Here is a 13,536-nt window from a genome sequence, read left to right as displayed (position 1 = left end):
AAGCCAGACATTCCCAGCATTGTCCGGTTGCTGACCAAAGGCGGTGATGATACTTCTCCCCTACAGGGCGGAGGTTGGGAAGTGAAGTTCAGTATTTGGATTTTGGCGGCACTGGTTTTTCTTAGCTTTGGGTCTGCCTATTTTTTAAGTGCATGGGGTCCCGAGCCAATGTACTTGATGTACATTCCGAATAATGTGGATGATGTTGATGCTATTATTGGCGAGGCACTTGTCTTGTCTATTCTTTATTCTCCGGCACTATATCTTTTTTATTGTGCGGTCCGATCTCATTGAGCTTTCACATCTCAGCGGCGTTGCGCATGCATTGGCAATGTCCGCTCTCCACCCAGTCAGGCTTTTCCGAGCCAAGATCACTGTCCTGGAACCCGACGTTCGCTATGCCGATCTGTCGTCAAAGGTCCACCGGCGGGTTATGGCCGAGTCAGCCGTTCAGTAGTGATACCGGGAATGGCAGGTTTGTCCCACGATCCGGCGTTCGCTTCCGGCGGCAGTCGACCAAACCAAGTCGTTCGACAGTCAACGGGCAAACGTCAGCTTACACCAGAACCCGCCGCCACCTTCGCAGGAGACGGCCGTCACCTTCAGGCTTGGCTAACCGGTTCGTGCAGCAAGTTACCGGAAAGCTACACCGTTGACACTTCACCCAGACGATTGTCGTACACTCTACGTAACAGGGCCGCATCACGCGAAGGCGGGAGGCCAAACTGGCGGGCGTATTCGCGGCTGAACTGGTTGGGGCTCTCATAGCCAACACCGAACGCGACAGCGGTCGCGTTGCCCTCGCCGGCCAGCAGCAGCGATCGTGCGTGCAGGAGCCGAACATGTTTCTGGTACTGAAGGGGGCTGAGCGCAGTGACAGCCTTGAAGTGCCGATGGAAGGCGGAGACGCTCAGGGCCGCCATCTCGGCCAAGGCCTCGACCCGCAGCGGCTTGGCAAAGTTCTCCCTAATCCATTGGATCGCAACGCCGACCCGAGAAAGCGCAGTGTTCGGTGTGGCGATGTCCCGCAGCATCCAACCTAATGGCCCCTGCAGTACGCGGAACAGGATCTCGCGCTCGTAAGCGGGCGCCAAGGCCGCAATTTCGTTCGGCCGCTCCATCAATCGCAGCATCCTGACCCAGGCGTCGAGCAGGTCGGGTGTCACCGGCGCAACCGAGAAGCCAGGCGCGTAGAGCCCGCCTCCGGCAGGTTTAGGCAGATCAGACAGCAAATTGGCAACGATCGTGGGTTCCAGCGTAAGGCTAACAGCGAGGTAGGGCTCCCCCTCCTCGGATGGGTGAACTGAGCCCACCGCCGGCAGGTCGATGGACATGACGAAGTACGTTGCAGGGTCGTAGCGGAAAGTTCGGTCCGCGACCGTCATCGTCTTTGATCCTGTCAGGATCAGATTGACCATCGGTTCGTAAACCGCGGCGAGCTGGTGCTCCGGGATTTCGCCCTGGACCATAGCGACGCGCGGGATGCCGGTCTCGGTCCGCCGATTCTTTGCCTTGGCTGCGAGACCGCGGAGTTCCTGAAGCTGCATTTCCATGCTGCCCTTGTCTCATCCAAGCGGCACGGCATCAACACAAAAGCAGAAATAGGCAATCATAAAGGAGGATCGTGTGAGCGCACGGAGCGCAGGTACGGCACAACGTTGACAGACAGTTTGAAGGAGCAGCTATGAGCATCGTCATTATCACAGGAGGCAGCCGCGGCCTGGGCGCGAGCACCGCCATCCAGTGCGCCGCGCGCGGCATGGGGATCATCCTCACCTACAACAGCAACCCGGATGCGGCGAACACCGTCGTCGCCGAGATCGAGGAGAAGGGCGGCAAGGCGGTCGCCATGCAGCTCGACGTCGCCGACTGCGCCAGCTTTCCCACGTTTCGCGATCAGGTGCGTGACGCGCTGCAGGCGATCTGGGACCGCCGCTACTTCGACGCGCTCGTCAACAACGCCGGCTATGGCCTTTACAATCCGATCGCGACGGTGACCGAGGAGGAGTTCGACGGACTATTCCGTGTGCACCTCAAGGGTCCGTTCTTCCTGACACAGACGCTGCTGCCGCTGATCGCGGACGGGGGCCACATCGTGAATGTCGCAAGTGCCACAAGCCGGGTCGCGACCGCAGGCGTCGCACCTTACGCTTCCTTCAAGGGCGGACTGCAGGTGCTGACCCGCTACATGGCCAAGGAGTTCGGCGACCGCCGTATCCGGGCCAACTCGATCGCGCCAGGTGCGATCAAGACCGAGCTGGGTGGCGGCCTCACCGACGAGTTCGAAGCTCTGCTCGCGAGCCAGACGGCGCTCGGGCGGATCGGTGAGCCGGACGATATCGGGTGCGTGATCGCCAGCCTGCTCTCTGACGGCAACCGCTGGATCAACGCCCAGAACATCGAGGTGGCCGGCGGCTACATCATCTGAGGAAACGCACATGCTCGATCACATTTTCCTCACGGTGGGCGACACGGATCGCTCCATCGCTTTCTACGAACGGGTGCTGCCCGTGCTCGGGATCACCGCACGCGGCGACTATGATGGGAAGGACGGACCTTCCGGTCATCCCGACCTGAAGGGCTTCGGCGCCAAGGGCCGCATGTTCTTCTGGCTTCGGCAGGGCGAGCCCGCGCCGGGCGCAGTGCATGTCGGCCTGGTCGCCGATTCCGAGGCGATGGTGGACGAGGCGCATGCCGCGGCGATGGCCGCAGGAGCCAGCCAGATCCACCCGCCGGGTCCACAGCTCCACTACGATCCGCGTTACTATGCGGCGCAGGTTCGTGATCCGGACGGCTACAGCCTCGAATTCGTCTTCAAGAGCTGGCAGCATGAGGACTGAGGCCCGTCACGCGGGCGACCTGCGACCGATCGCCGACGCGCTGATCGCGGCGACCAACACGTTCGACGTCGAGGCCGCGTTGGCACTGTTTGCGGCCGACGCCGTGATCGACGATCCCTCGACCGGCGAGCGCTTCGACGGGCAGGCTGGTGTGCGCGAATACATTGAGCGCTTCTTCGTCGGCTACCGAACAGTCACCCGGCTGCTTTCGTTCACGAGCACTGGCGAGCGCCAGGCGCGGCTGCGCGCCGATTTCACCGGTGACTTCGGACACGAGATCGGCCTGCTGGAGATCGTCACCGATCCCGCAGGGCTGATCGTCCGCATCGACGCCGACCTCGAATAATCCAAAGGAAAGCGACCAATACGATGAAAAGGCTGATGATCTATGGGGCGGCCGGCTACACCGGCCGCATGGCGACCATGAACGCGAAGGCAGCCGGTGTCGCCTTGGTCCTCGCGGGCAGACCGCAGGACGAGGAGAAGCTGGTCACGCTGGCTGCGGAGATGGACGCCGAGTACCGGCTGTTCGCGGTCGACGACGTTCCGGCGAGAGAAGGAGCGCTTTCCGGTATCGCCGTGCTGCTCAACTGCGCGGGTCCGTTCATGCGGACGGCGGAGCCGCTGATGCAGACCTGCCTTGCGGCAGGCGTCCACTACCTCGACATCGCGGCCGAGCTGGACAGCTACCGTCTGGCCGAGCGGTATGATCAGGATGCACAGGCGGCCGGCGTCATGCTTCTACCGGGTAGCGGCGGAAGCGTCGCAATGCTCGGGTGCCTTGCCGGGCATGCCGCCAAGCGGGTGGCGAATCCCAGCAAGCTGAGCATCGCTCTCCATGTGGCAGGCGGCTTCTCCCGGGGATCAGCCGTCAGCGCGAGCGAGAACGTGACGACCGAGACCCTCCACAGGGTGGACGGGGAACTCGTCGGCCGTTCTGCCGACGAACTACGGGAGTTCGACTTCGGCAACGGGCCGGCCACCTCCTTCCCAGTCACCCTGCCGGAACTGATCACGATCTGGCGGGCAACGGATATCCCGAACATTGAGACGTACGTGCACGTGACCGAAGGCGCTTTCCCGGAGGGCGATCTCGCGGCCATGCCCGACGGCCCCACGCTCGAGCAGCGCGAAGCCAACCGCTACCATGCGGCGGTCGAAGTCACGGCAGAGGACGGCACCGTCGTCCGCTCCATTCTCGACACGGTGAACGGCTACACGTTCACGACGCTGGCCGCGGCGGAGGCGGCGCGACGCGTGGTCGGCGGCGAAACCCGGGCGGGTTTCCAAACTCCCGCCGGCCTGTTCGGCGACGGGTTCGCCGAAACGATCGCCGACACGACGATCGTCGACGCCTGATCATCAGCACACGTCGCTCCTCCCCACGATCTGTGCGGTCCCAAGCTCCGGGCGGCATGATGCGCCGCCCCGCAGATGACCCGAATACACATAACGACATCGAGCATCTGTTCTGCCGTGCGACCGACGCCCGATCGACGAGGCGGGCGTCTCCGTGGGCGATCAGCAGCAGATCCGCCGCGGACAGTGCCGGGGGGGGGGGACGTGCCAGCTCGTTACTTCACCAGGGCTGGCGGCCGAGGCTCCCAAAGAAGCCGCCGGTCGGCCCGCTGTTGTCGATCAGGGCCATCTTGATCGCGGTCTCGGCTCCTTCCTCCGGTGTCAAAGAGCCCGAGTTGCCGTTGAGGTCGGTTCGCACGTTGCCCGGCTCGACCGCATTAACCTTTATCCCGAACGGCTCGAACTCCTTGGCGAAGGAGACCGTCACGGCGTTCAGCGCAACCTTCGAAGACGAGTAGGCGAGAAGGTTGACGGTCGAGAACAGCGAGGTCGGATCGGTGATAAGGGTCAGCGAACCCAGGCCGCTGCTCAGGTTCACTATCCGTGCATCATCCGCAGCCTTCAGGAGAGGAGCGAAACCCTGCGTCACCCGGATGGGACCGAAGACGTTCACCTCGTAAGTGGCCTTCACTTCATACATGCCGAGTTCGCTTGCCGGGGCCTGGAGATCGAGCACGATCCCCGCGTTGTTCACAAGGACATGAAGGGCGTCGATCTCGCGTCCGACCGTCTCGGCCGCGCGTCGGACGCTCGCGTCGTCAGCCACGTCGATCTCGACAAGCCGCACGTCGAGGCCCTCACCTCTCAGGTCCTCCACTGCCTTCTCTCCTCGGGAACGGTCGCGTGCGCCCATCCATACCGAGAGGCCGGCGGAGGCGAGTCCCTTGGCTATGGCAAGCCCGAGGCCTTTGTTCGCGCCGGTCACCAGCGCCTGGCGCTTGTTGGTCATCGCTGCCTTACTCCGCCGCGGCTTCGGCCGGGGCAGCGGCGTGCTTGCTGATGTCGCCGAACAGGCGGGGTTCGATTTCGCGCGATGCGAAACGCCATTCCCCATCGTGAAGCTCAAAGGTGTCGATGTAACGGCCGGTCACGATCGGCTGCAACGGCAGGCCCGGCAACTCCTGGTGGACGGTAAAATAGCAGATCGAACTGGCGGCCGTCGCGGAGGCGACGTCGATAAGCACGTTCGAGACCGAGTGCCAGGTCCGGGGCGTGTCGTCGACATGGTACTGGAGGTTGTTCCGCAGGAACTGCGCGATGCTGTCGCGTCCTTCCACGATCGTACCGGCGATGTTGAACTTGGCAGCCGCCAGCAGCTCGGCATTCGCCTCGACCTTCCCGTAGTCGAGGTTGTGGACATATGCTGCAAGCAGGCGGCGAACCTCGCTCTCGATGACGAGCTTGTCGATGGTGCTGGGGAGTATGGCGTTGATAGACATGCTCTTTCCTTCGTGATGATTTGGATGTGGCGTCCACGGTCGGTGAGATGCCATTCGTGCCGCCGGCCTGGGGGGATAGGCCGACGGCACGCTGGCCATGATCGCGGGGGGCAAGCGCGATCACGGCAGCTCGGTTGATCGCGGCGCGTGCGGTCGATCAGACCTGCGACGCGCCACCATCGGCGAACAGTTCAGTGCCGTTGATGTAGCTGGCGGCATCGCTGCCGAGGAACGCGACCGCTCGGGCGATCTCCTCGGGCTGCCCGATGCGGCCGATGGTGCTGCGATCGGCGAGGTAGGCCAGCGCCTCGTCGGCCTGGTCGCCGAGGAAGGAACGCAGAGAGGCGGTGTCCACCGGGCCGGGACTCACGATGTTGATGCGAACGCCCGATCCCTTGATCTCCGTCACCCAGCCCCGCACCATCGCGCGCAGCGCCGCCTTGGTGCCGCCGTAGACGCTGAGGCCGGGACCTGGCTGGATCGAGGACGTCGATCCGACGATGACGATCGCGCTGCCTTCGCCCATTAGCGGGAGCGCCTTCTGGACGGAGAAGGTCACGCCTTTCACGTTGCTATCAAATGCGCGGTCGAAATGATCTTCGGTGATTGCCTCGAGCGGCACGATTTCGCCAGCGCCGGCATTGGCGACAAGCAGGTCGAGGCGACCGTGCTTTTCCTTCACATGGGCATAGAGCCTGTCGAGGTCGGCGAGGTTCGAAACCTCCGCCTGCACGCCTTCGGCGCCGCTCCCGAGCATGGCAACCGCCTCGTCGAGCTTTTCACGGTTGCGTCCGGTGATGATGACCCGGGCGTTCTGCGATGCGAGTTCCTGCGCGACAGCGAGCCCGATGCCCGACGTCCCGCCAGTCACGATGGCAACCTTATCGGCGAACGACATGATGAGTTCCTTTATCAATGAGGGTGGCGCCAGCTCTGTCGGGCGCTTCGCTGCTGAAATCGTGCGTGGGCGCAGGGGCTCGCCTGTTCATGGCGGTGCGGACTCGACCTATTCGGTCTGGCAGACGGCCTCGATGTTGTTGCCATCGGGATCGAGCACGTAGGCAGCGTAGTAGTGAGGGTGGTATCGTTCCCGCACGCCGGGCGCGCCGTTGTCGGTTCCGCCGTGGGCCAGCGCCATCTCGTGAAATGCATCGACGGCCTTCCTGTCGCCGGCGGTGAAGGCGACATGGATGGGAAGACGGCTGCCGGCCTCCTCGTGGAGCCACAGGCTCGGATATCCATCCCGGCCCAACCCAAGTCGCGCACCCCCATGAGCGGTGCGCGCTGGATCGATGCTGATGACCAGCGACAGCCCGAGCAGCTCCAGCGCCGCTTCGTAGAAGCGACGGGACGCCTCGGCGTCGCCCACAGGAAGTTCGATGTGGTTGATGATGCTCATGGCCGGGTCTTCCTTCATGCCTGAGACGCCCCGCCGTCAGCGAAAAGCTCGACACCATTGATGTAGCTTGCGGCGTCGCTGGCAAGGAACGCCGCGACCTCCGCGATCTCCTCAGGCTCGCCGATGCGGCCCATCGGGCTCTTCTCCCGCAGGAAGGCGAGCCCCTCTTCCGCATGCTCGCCGAAACCGTCCCGCAGCGCCTGTGTGTTCGTCGGCCCCGGGCTGACGATGTTGATGCGGATGCCGGAGCCCTTCAGGTCGCTGATCCAGCTCCTGACCAGATTACGCACGGCGGCCTTAGTGGCTCCGTAGATGCTCATCGACGGACCCGGATCTATCGAGGAAGTAGAGCCGACGATTACGATGGACGAGCCGTGCTGCAGCAGCGGCAAAGCTCCCTGGACGGTGAAGACGATGCCCTTCACGTTCGTGTCGAACTGCTTATCGTAAGCCGCTTCGGAGATTTGGCCTAGGGGCGCATGGACACCGCCGCCGGCGTTTGCGACCAAGGTGTCGATACGGCCAAAGTCGGAGCGGATCTGCGAGAAGAGTGTCGCGAGACTGGCGGGGTCGGAGACATCTGCGATCATACCGGACGCGTTCGCGCCCAGCTTGCCCACCGCGCGATCCAGTGCATACTGCCGCCGACCCGCGATGATCACCCGCATCCCTGAGGCGGCCATTTTTCGCGCAATGGCGAAGCCGATCCCGCTGCTACCGCCCGTTACAAGGGCAACTTTCATATCTGTTGGCATCGCTAACTCCTGCTCAGCCGGAATAATAGTGATCGCTATTAGCAGTGCGCAAGGGGGCGTTGCAAATTTTTATAGCGAACACTATTATGTCTGTTGATTTCAGGAGGTCCCAGTGAGCGAAAATGTCCGCAAGAGGCGGCCTAGGAGGCCGTTCGATCGGCAACTCGGCGTCGAGAAGGCACAGCGCCTGTTTCACCAGAGGGGCTATGACGGCGTGAGCGTCGCCGATCTGACGCAGGCGCTCGAGATCAATCCGCCCAGCCTTTATGCTGCCTATGGCAGCAAGGCGGGGCTCTTCGAGCATGCCCTGCGTCGCTACGCAGCCGAGCAGGCGCTACCGGTCTCAGAGATCTTCGAGGGTCGCGATCTCGGTGAAGCCGTAACGATGATCTTCATCTCAGCCGCGGAGCAGTATTCCAGAGATGCCGCTGCGCGGGGCTGCCTGGTCACGGAAGGCACGCGCGCAGCCGATCCCGAAGCACGAGCGATCGCAACCGAGATCAGCGCCGTGATGGTGTCCGCGATCGGAGAGGAGATTGGGAAGCGTGTACCCCAAGACGGAGATGCCATCGCCGACGCCGTGGTGACCATGGTGCGCGGGCTCTCGGCGGCAGCGTACACTGGCATGGAGGCTGCTCGGCTCCGTGCCGCGGCTGAGCAGGCAGCCTTCATGTTCAAAGCAGGCCTGTCGGCATCCATGGCTTGACCGCTCCCTCGTGCGACTTTGTAGTAAGCACTATTACCTTGTGGCGTTGAGTGATTGTCGTTATAGTGATCGCTACTATCTCGCCTTATGGTGAGGTGAAACCCACAGGCGCTTAGGTCATCAGAGAGGTCGCCCTCGTGCATCCGTGCGCGTGGGCTCCCCTCGAAATGAACCACGCGCCGCTACAGCGAGGACACCATGCAGCACGTTATATTTTCCAAGATCGGCGGACCCGAAGTCCTTACGGTTGAGTCCTTCGATCTGCCGCCGACCAGACCCGATGAGGTTCGGGTCTGCATCGAGGCGATCGGGGTCAATCGGTTCGAGGCACTGTACCGGCGCAACTTCTATGTCGTTCCCCCCAGTCTGCCGTCCGTCATGGGTGTCGAGGGCGTCGGCACCGTCATGGAGGTGGGCTCTGAGGTCGTGGGCCACAGCATCGGAGACCGTGTCGCCATTCTCCCTGTGCAGACGCCGTTCGTTGGATCCGGCATCTACGCGACCCACGCCAATGTGCCGGCATCGGCGTTAGTGAAGTCAATCCCCGGAACGACGGCGATCGAAGAATCCGCGGTCTGGATGGCGGGGCTTCAGGCCTACAATCTCGTCACAAAGGTGCCCCTCGGTGCCGGCGATGCAGTGTTGGTGACCGCCGGGACGTCTCCGGTCGGCAGTGCGCTCATCCAGTTCGCACGTGATATGGGGGCGACCGTTCTTGCCACGACGCGGACGAATGCGCGCAAGCACGAACTGCTCGATCTTGGCGCGCACCATGTCATCGCCACGGACGAGGAGGCGCTACCCGACATCGTCATGGCCGCAACCAACGGCAAGGGCGTGAAGGTAGTCCTGGATACGGTTGGCGGCGCCCTGCTGGCGCAGTGTGTCGCATGCCTTGCAGAAGAGGGAAGCCTCTTCAGCTACGGCGCTCAGACGTCGCCAGACATTACTGCCGCTCGCGTTGATGTACCCCTTGTGGCACTCGACCGACGTTCTCTTTCCTTCGTCGACCTCTTCGAACTGACCGACGTTCCGGAGCGGTTCGCTGCTGCGCAGGAATACATCCGCACCGCTGTTGCCTCAGGTGCCTTCAAGCCGCGGATTGACAGCACTTTTCAGCTTGAGAATGTACAGGAGGCCCATCGCCGGATGGAGGATGGCCGCTTAAGCGGCAAGGTCGTCATCACGATCGAGTAAGGTGGAGAGCGGCGTCCGACGCACAATTATTCGTCTGACCATTACGGTCTCGGATCAGCCTCGCTGATCCGGCTCTGGTCTGGATGTTGGCGCGTTGGATGACCATTTCTGTCGAAGGCCGTCGTTTGCGAGGGATTAGCGGACGACGGCTCTGTCCCCACGATGCGGCGCTCTATTTCCGGCGGCACGCGACCAACACACGCCGTTCCGATGCGGAGGGGGAAACGTCGGCTCACGCCGGAACCAGCCACTCGCGACGCGATAACTGCAGTAAAAGGCGAGTGATCAGAGCATCTGCTAGCTTAGCCTCTGTCGAAGTAAGTTGCCGGCGTCACGCGTAAAATCCGCTTGAACATCGCGATGAAACCACTGACACTATCGTAGCCGAGATCAAGCGCAACAGTCGTCACCGCAGCGCCTTCGGCAAGCATTTCCAGCGCGCGCATGAGCCGCGCCCGTTGGCGCCAGGCGGTATAGCTATAGCCGGTTTCGGCGACGAAGCGACGGCTGAGGGTCCGGTCCGAGACGCCGGCCCACGAAGCCCAGGCGTCCATACTCCGGCGATCGGCCGGATCATTCAACAGGGCGCGTGCGATGCGAAGCAGCGGCGGGGTCTGCGGCATCGGCAGGCTGAATGCCTCGACAGGAGCAGCCCGTAGTTCATCTAGGATGAGCAGGGCTATGCGCTCCTGAGCCTCGTCCATGGCGCACCCTTCCCATCGGGAAGCCCGGATCACGGCCTCGCGGAGTAGACCAGAAGCCCTTATGGTGCAGGGGCGGTCGGGCAAAGGCCCACAGGCCAACTCGGCGATATAACAACTCCAGCCATCTACTGCGCCATGGGTGTAGCCATAGTGCGGTTGTCTCGGGGGGAGCCAAACCGCGTGATCCGCCGGCACGACCCAAGTGCCTGCATCGGTGCCCATCGTCAGTACACCCCGGCGTAGACCCGACAATTGCCCGCGCGGATGCTGATGCATCCCAAGCTGCCGGTACTCCGCCTGCGTTTCGTAAATGGCGATAATAACGGGCTCGTGCGCGTTGCTCGCCGCAAGGGCAAACCTGTCCTCGATCATGGCGGTAACTCGCTATGGAATGACCGCCATAGCTTAGCGCCGCCGCGCCAAGTGCGCTAGCTTCGTGGAACAGGAGACCTCCTTTGACTCAGCAATGCCCTTCATCCCCGACGCCTGACTTGGACCGGCTTTACGATCCGCCTCTGAAGCACATCCAGAAGTCGGTGATGCCCGAACTGATCTCGTTTCACCGGGCGTATCTCGCTAGGGCGACGTTCTTCTGCCTTGCAACAGGGAGGCAAAGCGGCCTTGACGCTTCCCCCAGAGGGGGACCTGCAGGCTTCGTCAGGGTGCTGGACGCCAAAACGATCGTATTCGCCGACTGGCCGGGAAACAATCGGATCGAGTCCATGCGCAATCTGGTCGAGGACGATCGTCTTGGAATGCTGTTCATCTTTCCCGGCCTCGACGTCTTCATGCGGATCAATGGGCGCGGCCGGATCACCGATGATGCCGCCCTGTGTGCGAGCCTTGCTGAGGGTGAGAAGACACCAAAGACGGCTATCATCGTCTCTGTACTTGAGGTGCTGTTCCACTGCGGCAAAGCGGTCAACCGGGCGAAATTGTGGGCGCCTGAATCCAGGATCGATCGCCGCACCTTGCCTACGCCTGGACAGATGCTCGCAGCGATGAACCAGCAGGATGCGGCGGCCGCGGATGCCATGGACGTTTTTTACGACGATGCCATGCGCAACGATCTTTACGGCTGATATCGCCTGCCGTCCTGCGGCATTGCCTGGCGTCGAATATCGCAACAAGCGTCCGAATTCCTCGGCTCGCGGACCGCGGATCAGTTTTGCTTTCGCCAGACTGCGGGAGCGACCCCGACCCGTTTGTGGAAGACGCGAGTGAAGTGCGCCTGATCAGCGAACCCGCACTGGTTCGCGATTTCAGCAAGGCTCAGGCGGCGGCCCCGCAACAGGTCCGTTGCCCGTGCTACCCGGCGATGGACCAGCCATTGGTAAGGCGGCAAGCCGACGGAGCGCCGGAAGGCATGAGCGAACTGGCTGACCCGAAGGTCGCAGCATCGCGCCAGCTCCTCCAGAGCAATACCATCCGCAAGGTTAATCTCGATCAGTTCCTTGGCAAGCCGCTCCTGCCAGGTCGACAATCCACCGACAAACGGACGGTGGGAGGCGAGATCCCCGTAACGGCTCATCATGTAGATCCCAAAGGCCCACATGAAGCTGTCGGCATAGAGGGCATCAAGCATGTCGGGATCATCAAAATAGGGCCGAATGCGGTTTGCCATCGAGACCAGCACGGGGTCGAAGGTGAGGAAACAGGCATCGTTGCCCAAGTGCGTTACGGCAGGAACTTCAAGATCCTCGGCGATCTGCCGCATGAAGGCACGGGGCAGCACCATTTCGATGCTATGTCGTGCGGAGCTGAAATCGACGAAATCCACGGCTGACAAATAGAGGACATGCGTGAACCCAGCGCGAGCGTCGAAGTCGAACCGTTTGCCGTGAACAGACGTTTCACTGACTTCAGGCCGGTATCGAATTCCGATCGAAAATGCATCAACCCACCGCGGAAATTCGGCGTTCTGCTCGACGCCGTGTTCGCCATAGTCGACCTCGGCCATCAGGAGCCTGGACTTAAAGAGTGCGCGGGCACGCAATGTCAGCACACTTCGCGCGGAAAGGCCAAGCGGTACCGTCGCGACTTCGACCAATCGTCCAGATGTTGTCATCGCCCCCCCCCCCGCCATTCCGCTCGCCTCGCAAGGACACGGGCGAGCGGAGGTTTCCTTACTTACTGGCCCGCGTTGCGGTAGCCGCGCGTTCAATCAAGGCGGCGACAGCTTTCGGATTTGCAACATAGATGGCATGGCTACCGGGAGTCTCGCTGACCGTAGCACCGGCCCGGCTTGCCATTGCCCTCTGTGCCGCGGGCGGTATCATCTTGTCATCGCCAGCCACCAGATACCAGCTCGGTTTCACCCGCCATGCGGGCGTCGTGACCTTGCCCTCGAGCGCTGCTACGCCCCAAGGAACCTGCGAATCCGCCATGAACTGGGCCTTCTCGGATGCGACGTCGGCGGCAAAGGAAGCGGCGAACTTCTCCTTATCGAGCATCAGGAAACCGTCGACCGGAGGCAGGATCGGAGGAACGGGAGCGCCGGGCGCGGGATCGGCAATCAGCGTGGCGACAGATTCGTCTGTGTCGGGCGCGAAAGCGGCGATATAGACGAGCCGAGAGACCTTGGGATCATTGCCCGCTTCAGAGACCACGACACCGCCATAGGAGTGGCCGACGAGGATGACGTCGCTTTTAGCGCTGGCGATCGCGCGCCGAGTTACAGCGACGTCGTCAGCGAGCGCGTTGGTCGGGTTCTGAACAATGATGACCGGATAGCCATCATTTCTCAGTTCCTGATAGACGCCGAGCCACCCGGAACCATCGACGAAGCCGCCGTGAACTAGGACCACGGTCGGATGCGGGGCTGCCTGGGCTCCTGCAGCACCCGACGAAGTGACTGCCGCAGCTGCAAGCGCGGCAGTGGTTAAGATCGAAGTTGCCGTCATCATGTTCGCCTTCCTGGAAGTAGCGCGGCATGTCGCCAACGCTAGTTGAAGGGCTATGGATTATCTACGGATGAACCGTCGTTCTTGAACGATCCTGCAGTCGGTGATGTAACCTCCCAGCTGGGTTTTGCTCACGTTGAGCGCCGCAGAGCGCCTGATTGTCGCGGATCCTTATGTAAACCCGCAAGGGCGTCAGATCATGGTACAGCCCCGGCAAACGAGCGATAGCGACGC

Annotated in this window: 17 protein-coding genes and 1 pseudogene; 8 read left to right on the top strand and 10 right to left on the bottom strand. The window is 62.3% G+C overall.

From position 1 onward, the window contains the following. The first annotated feature begins 27 nt into the window (after nucleotides 1-27). Nucleotides 28-294, top strand: a complete 267-nt coding sequence (locus tag WBP07_RS27695) for a hypothetical protein (protein ID WP_395398175.1) — start codon at nucleotides 28-30, stop codon at nucleotides 292-294. A 350-nt stretch (nucleotides 295-644) separates the two neighbouring features. Here the strand turns inward: WBP07_RS27695 and WBP07_RS27690 are convergent, their stop codons facing one another. Continuing rightward, nucleotides 645-1,553 (bottom strand): AraC family transcriptional regulator N-terminal domain-containing protein, encoded by a 909-nt coding sequence (locus tag WBP07_RS27690; RefSeq protein WP_395398174.1) that lies wholly within the window; start codon nucleotides 1,551-1,553, stop codon nucleotides 645-647. A 131-nt stretch (nucleotides 1,554-1,684) separates the two neighbouring features. On the opposite strand from WBP07_RS27690, the gene WBP07_RS27685 reads away from it, so the two are divergent. The 4 genes from WBP07_RS27685 to WBP07_RS27670 are packed head-to-tail and all read left to right on the top strand — an operon-like array spanning nucleotide 1,685 to nucleotide 4,199. After that, nucleotides 1,685-2,428: an SDR family NAD(P)-dependent oxidoreductase gene (locus tag WBP07_RS27685; RefSeq protein ID WP_395398173.1), complete on the top strand. Its 744-nt coding sequence runs from the start codon at nucleotides 1,685-1,687 to the stop codon at nucleotides 2,426-2,428. Between the two features lie 10 nt (nucleotides 2,429-2,438). Further along, nucleotides 2,439-2,840 carry a VOC family protein gene (locus WBP07_RS27680; RefSeq protein ID WP_395398172.1) on the top strand — a complete coding sequence of 134 codons (402 nt, stop codon included), beginning with the start codon at nucleotides 2,439-2,441 and terminating at the stop codon, nucleotides 2,838-2,840. Then, nucleotides 2,830-3,186 carry a nuclear transport factor 2 family protein gene (locus WBP07_RS27675; RefSeq protein WP_395398171.1) on the top strand — a complete coding sequence of 119 codons (357 nt, stop codon included), beginning with the start codon at nucleotides 2,830-2,832 and terminating at the stop codon, nucleotides 3,184-3,186. Before WBP07_RS27680 ends, WBP07_RS27675 begins: the two co-directional genes overlap by 11 nt. Nucleotides 3,187-3,209: 23 nt before the next feature. After that, nucleotides 3,210-4,199, top strand: a complete 990-nt coding sequence (locus WBP07_RS27670) for a saccharopine dehydrogenase family protein (RefSeq protein WP_395398170.1) — start codon at nucleotides 3,210-3,212, stop codon at nucleotides 4,197-4,199. Between the two features lie 220 nt (nucleotides 4,200-4,419). Here WBP07_RS27670 and WBP07_RS27665 read toward each other — a convergent pair whose 3' ends face one another. From WBP07_RS27665 to WBP07_RS27645, 5 genes are all read right to left on the bottom strand, one after another. Then, nucleotides 4,420-5,148, bottom strand: a complete 729-nt coding sequence (locus WBP07_RS27665; protein WP_395398169.1) for an SDR family oxidoreductase — start codon at nucleotides 5,146-5,148, stop codon at nucleotides 4,420-4,422. A 7-nt stretch (nucleotides 5,149-5,155) separates the two neighbouring features. Further along, a complete protein-coding gene (locus tag WBP07_RS27660) occupies nucleotides 5,156-5,638 on the bottom strand; it encodes a nuclear transport factor 2 family protein (RefSeq protein ID WP_395398168.1) in 483 nt (160 codons plus the stop codon). Between the two features lie 157 nt (nucleotides 5,639-5,795). Continuing rightward, the gene (locus tag WBP07_RS27655) at nucleotides 5,796-6,536 is read right to left on the bottom strand and encodes an SDR family NAD(P)-dependent oxidoreductase (RefSeq protein WP_395398167.1); all 741 of its coding nucleotides are present in this window, start codon (nucleotides 6,534-6,536) and stop codon (nucleotides 5,796-5,798) included. A gap of 108 nt (nucleotides 6,537-6,644) precedes the next feature. Further along, on the bottom strand, nucleotides 6,645-7,037 hold the full coding sequence (locus tag WBP07_RS27650; protein WP_395398166.1) for a VOC family protein: 393 nt from the start codon (nucleotides 7,035-7,037) through the stop codon (nucleotides 6,645-6,647). A 14-nt stretch (nucleotides 7,038-7,051) separates the two neighbouring features. After that, nucleotides 7,052-7,780 (bottom strand): SDR family NAD(P)-dependent oxidoreductase, encoded by a 729-nt coding sequence (locus tag WBP07_RS27645; RefSeq protein ID WP_395398165.1) that lies wholly within the window; start codon nucleotides 7,778-7,780, stop codon nucleotides 7,052-7,054. Between the two features lie 124 nt (nucleotides 7,781-7,904). Here WBP07_RS27645 and WBP07_RS27640 point away from each other — a divergent pair, with 124 nt between their 5' ends. Beyond that, nucleotides 7,905-8,498: a TetR/AcrR family transcriptional regulator gene (locus WBP07_RS27640; RefSeq protein WP_395398164.1), complete on the top strand. Its 594-nt coding sequence runs from the start codon at nucleotides 7,905-7,907 to the stop codon at nucleotides 8,496-8,498. Between the two features lie 198 nt (nucleotides 8,499-8,696). Next, complete coding sequence (locus WBP07_RS27635) at nucleotides 8,697-9,695, top strand: zinc-dependent alcohol dehydrogenase family protein (RefSeq protein ID WP_395398163.1); 999 nt, start codon at nucleotides 8,697-8,699, stop codon at nucleotides 9,693-9,695. Nucleotides 9,696-9,997: 302 nt separating this feature from the next. Here WBP07_RS27635 and WBP07_RS27630 read toward each other — a convergent pair whose 3' ends face one another. Together WBP07_RS27630 and WBP07_RS27625 are read right to left on the bottom strand one after the other, a co-directional pair. Continuing rightward, nucleotides 9,998-10,399: a helix-turn-helix domain-containing protein gene (locus tag WBP07_RS27630; RefSeq protein ID WP_395398257.1), complete on the bottom strand. Its 402-nt coding sequence runs from the start codon at nucleotides 10,397-10,399 to the stop codon at nucleotides 9,998-10,000. 123 nt (nucleotides 10,400-10,522) lie between these two features. Next, a pseudogene (locus WBP07_RS27625) lies at nucleotides 10,523-10,771 on the bottom strand (AraC family ligand binding domain-containing protein); the annotation flags it as partial. A gap of 83 nt (nucleotides 10,772-10,854) precedes the next feature. On the opposite strand from WBP07_RS27625, the gene WBP07_RS27620 reads away from it, so the two are divergent. Continuing rightward, nucleotides 10,855-11,481, top strand: coding sequence for an MSMEG_1061 family FMN-dependent PPOX-type flavoprotein (locus WBP07_RS27620; protein ID WP_395398162.1), 627 nt, complete (start codon nucleotides 10,855-10,857; stop codon nucleotides 11,479-11,481). An 80-nt stretch (nucleotides 11,482-11,561) separates the two neighbouring features. On the opposite strand, the gene WBP07_RS27615 is transcribed toward WBP07_RS27620, so the two are convergent. Together WBP07_RS27615 and WBP07_RS27610 are read right to left on the bottom strand one after the other, a co-directional pair. Further along, the gene (locus tag WBP07_RS27615) at nucleotides 11,562-12,359 is read right to left on the bottom strand and encodes a helix-turn-helix domain-containing protein (RefSeq protein ID WP_395398161.1); all 798 of its coding nucleotides are present in this window, start codon (nucleotides 12,357-12,359) and stop codon (nucleotides 11,562-11,564) included. Between the two features lie 166 nt (nucleotides 12,360-12,525). After that, nucleotides 12,526-13,305, bottom strand: a complete 780-nt coding sequence (locus WBP07_RS27610) for an alpha/beta fold hydrolase (protein ID WP_395398160.1) — start codon at nucleotides 13,303-13,305, stop codon at nucleotides 12,526-12,528. Nucleotides 13,306-13,536: the final 231 nt, after the last annotated feature.

This window comes from Novosphingobium oxfordense (assembly GCF_044029435.1).
Lineage (GTDB): Bacteria > Pseudomonadota > Alphaproteobacteria > Sphingomonadales > Sphingomonadaceae > Novosphingobium.
Note: the sequence above shows the minus strand (reverse complement) of the source record. Positions and strands in the feature narration are given on the sequence as shown.

What these genes read in the sequence shown, in the direction of transcription:
- WBP07_RS27690 (WP_395398174.1), bottom strand. Translation starts at nt 1,553, where the DNA reads ATGGAAATGCAGCTTCAGGAACTCCGCGGTCTCGCAGCCAAGGCAAAG.
- WBP07_RS27685 (WP_395398173.1), top strand. Translation starts at nt 1,685, where the DNA reads ATGAGCATCGTCATTATCACAGGAGGCAGCCGCGGCCTGGGCGCGAGC.
- WBP07_RS27680 (WP_395398172.1), top strand. Translation starts at nt 2,439, where the DNA reads ATGCTCGATCACATTTTCCTCACGGTGGGCGACACGGATCGCTCCATC.
- WBP07_RS27675 (WP_395398171.1), top strand. Translation starts at nt 2,830, where the DNA reads ATGAGGACTGAGGCCCGTCACGCGGGCGACCTGCGACCGATCGCCGAC.
- WBP07_RS27670 (WP_395398170.1), top strand. Translation starts at nt 3,210, where the DNA reads ATGAAAAGGCTGATGATCTATGGGGCGGCCGGCTACACCGGCCGCATG.
- WBP07_RS27665 (WP_395398169.1), bottom strand. Translation starts at nt 5,148, where the DNA reads ATGACCAACAAGCGCCAGGCGCTGGTGACCGGCGCGAACAAAGGCCTC.
- WBP07_RS27660 (WP_395398168.1), bottom strand. Translation starts at nt 5,638, where the DNA reads ATGTCTATCAACGCCATACTCCCCAGCACCATCGACAAGCTCGTCATC.
- WBP07_RS27655 (WP_395398167.1), bottom strand. Translation starts at nt 6,536, where the DNA reads ATGTCGTTCGCCGATAAGGTTGCCATCGTGACTGGCGGGACGTCGGGC.
- WBP07_RS27650 (WP_395398166.1), bottom strand. Translation starts at nt 7,037, where the DNA reads ATGAGCATCATCAACCACATCGAACTTCCTGTGGGCGACGCCGAGGCG.
- WBP07_RS27645 (WP_395398165.1), bottom strand. Translation starts at nt 7,780, where the DNA reads ATGAAAGTTGCCCTTGTAACGGGCGGTAGCAGCGGGATCGGCTTCGCC.
- WBP07_RS27635 (WP_395398163.1), top strand. Translation starts at nt 8,697, where the DNA reads ATGCAGCACGTTATATTTTCCAAGATCGGCGGACCCGAAGTCCTTACG.
- WBP07_RS27630 (WP_395398257.1), bottom strand. Translation starts at nt 10,399, where the DNA reads ATGGACGAGGCTCAGGAGCGCATAGCCCTGCTCATCCTAGATGAACTA.
- WBP07_RS27615 (WP_395398161.1), bottom strand. Translation starts at nt 12,359, where the DNA reads ATGGCCGAGGTCGACTATGGCGAACACGGCGTCGAGCAGAACGCCGAA.
- WBP07_RS27610 (WP_395398160.1), bottom strand. Translation starts at nt 13,305, where the DNA reads ATGATGACGGCAACTTCGATCTTAACCACTGCCGCGCTTGCAGCTGCG.